A 2,692-nucleotide genomic window follows, 5' to 3' on the forward strand; every position below is an offset into this window, starting at 1 on the left:
GCGGTCCAGCAGGAGGTCTACGAGGAGCATTTCTCGGACGGCTGCCGCCTGTCGTGGAAGAATGCCCGGATCCGGGAGATTGCCCGGCGGCTCTACGACCGCTACATGACCCGCCTGGACACCTATCGCTTCGACAAGACCGAATGCCACACCTGCCATCACAATACAGCCAACCAAATCCTTTTCAAGGATGAATGTACGGACGGATGTGCAGGCTGTCAGAACCGGAGCTGCATGATGCGCAAGAACGACGAATACCTCGTTCAGCAGGCCCTGCAACTGTTGAAGGCAGATCCGCGGACGGTCCTTGCCACGGTGGGAGATACCCCCGATTCGGTGATTGAGCATCTTGAAGAGGAGGGCTACCGGATCGAAGAGTTGGATTACTACCTCGATTACTACGATACGGCTCCCGAGATGCCCGAAGCTCCACAGGCAGAATGCTACTCGTCGGAAGAAAACTACGCGGAAGCCGTGAAGCGCTACGAAGCGGCGCTGGCCCGGTTTACGGAGCAGACCCGGCAACTCGAATTCGACGTTACGGAGGGCCGTGTCCGCAAATATGCCGTCATCGGCATGTTCGACGTGGAGATCCGCTATGAGGACATCCCGGAGGAGGAACGGGAGGTCGCAGTCGAGGATGCCGCAGGGGAACGGACGGTTTACGTCACGATGATTCCCGCCTCTCCGATGGAGAGCCTGCTGCGGCAGGACCACCGAAACCGGCAGCTTTGCTACGAGCATATCACCGCCGATATGAAGACGCTGTTCCGCGAATCGAAGGTCTCGGGCAACCCGCTGACCGAAGAGGAACACCAGATGTTCTACTATGCCGTGATCCGACACATGGCGGACGACCGGCTTCGGCAGTGCGGTATCGAGCCTCAAAATCAGTGGCGCGTTACCGAAGAGGAGCGTTTCGCGGCCGCCGGGCAATTGACACCCGAACAGCGGGCGGCCATGATCCGCCTCTTCCTGCTCGACTTCTTCCGCACGACGGCTCGGGATTACAACTGTACGGACCAGGAGGTGGACACGCGCCTGATGTGCCGGTTCGCCGATTTGAATTTCGAGGCCCAAAGCCGGACTCTGCAGGAGAAATACCTGACCACCTACGAACGACGCCGGACGAAATTGCAGGAGCAGATCGACGACCTGAAGGCGCAGGAGGAGGCCCGGGCTATGGCCGAATCCCGGGAATCGAGTTCAGTTTCCATTCCCGAAGAACTTCCCGAGGAGCCGGTAGCGACGCCCGACACGGAGATTCCGGCGCCACCTGCCGAGCCGCTGATTATCCCGGCCGATCCGGAGTTCGGCCCGAACGAGACGGCAGAATCGCTGGCCGCCTGATCCAAGTAAAACCGACGGAGCAATCAAACGATTGCTCCGTCTTTCATTTCCCACCTGTTTTCAATCTTTCCAATCCCATCCAGCCATGAAAAACCAGAATCTGATAGATGCCATAGCGCCCCGACTGACGGAGTTGATGATCCGGCGTATCGAACACCTCGAAACCGACTGGCAGAAACCGTGGATCACGGACCTCGCGCACGGTCTTCCCCGCAACCTGCGCGGTACGCCCTACCGGGCCGGGAACATCCTGATGCTGCTCTTCCTGTCGGGAATAGCCGGCTACCAAACACCGATCTTCATGACCTTCCGGCAGGCCAAGGAGGAGGGGCTGAATATCCTCAAGGGCTCCCTGTCGTTCCCGGTCTACTTCTGGAAGATCTGCATCCGCCACAAGGAGACCCGCTGCAAGATCGACCTCGAGGAGTACCGCCAGCTTCCGAAGGAGGCCCGTAAACCGTACGAGGTCATTCCCATCATACTCTACTATTCGGTCTTCAACCTCGACCAGACGGATATGCAGGAGCGTCAGCCGGAACGCTATGCGGCGCTGACGGCCCGTGCCGAGCGGAAGGATTACTCCGACGGAATGGTCTGCGAGCCGATCGACCGGATGGTCGAGCAGCAGTCGTGGCTCTGCCCGATTGAACTCCGTTACGGCGACCGGGCCTATTACACGCGCCTGCACGATCGGGTTGTCTGCCCGCTCAAGGAGCAGTTCCCGAAAGGCGAGGCCTTCTACGGGACACTTCTGCACGAAGTGGCCCACAGCACGGGCCATGCCGAGCGTCTGAACCGCACGATGGGGAGCTGCTTTGGCGACGAAGAGTATGCCCGCGAAGAGTTGGTTGCGGAGCTGACCTCGGCGTTGTGTGGTGCCATGGCTGGTTTTGCCACGACGCCCCGCGAGGAGAATGCCGCCTACCTCAAAGGGTGGCTTTCGCAATTGCGCCAGGAACCTGCCTATCTGTTCGATATTCTGGTCGATGTCAACCGGGCCGCCCGGATGATTTTCGACCATCTGGAGACCGGAACCGACGAGATTGCAGAAGAGGAGACTGAAGCTCCGGCTGCATAGATCTTTATTGCCGATTGTTGAACCATGCCGCAGTCTTCGGGCTGCGGCTTAATCTTTTCAAGCTATGAAAGTGCAACGAACGATTCTGGGCGGCATGCTTGCCGCTGCAATGTGCGCCGCGACGGGCTGTTCGGTGGCGACCCGTCTGGAGCGTCAGCGTGCCGCGGCACACCTCTCGCAACTGACGCGCGCGGAGCGTCAGGCCCAACGGCAGGACTACCGACCGCAGGTCGTGCGGCTCCAGCGCGACAGCAACACCATCTT

The 2,692-nt window shown here is 59.7% G+C and carries 1 protein-coding gene and 2 pseudogenes; all 3 read left to right on the top strand.

Annotation, left to right across the window (positions count from 1 at the left end):
- Positions 1-1,350: pseudogene (locus B5E60_RS13995) on the top strand (ParB/RepB/Spo0J family partition protein); the annotation flags it as partial.
- Positions 1,351-1,435: 85 nt separating this feature from the next.
- Positions 1,436-2,428: an ArdC family protein gene (locus tag B5E60_RS13510; protein WP_087312464.1), complete on the top strand. Its 993-nt coding sequence runs from the start codon at positions 1,436-1,438 to the stop codon at positions 2,426-2,428.
- A gap of 64 nt (positions 2,429-2,492) precedes the next feature.
- A pseudogene (locus B5E60_RS13890) lies at positions 2,493-2,692 on the top strand (hypothetical protein); the annotation flags it as partial.

Source organism: Alistipes sp. An116 (assembly GCF_002161005.1).
In the GTDB taxonomy this organism is placed as follows: Bacteria; Bacteroidota; Bacteroidia; order Bacteroidales; family Rikenellaceae; genus Alistipes; species Alistipes megaguti.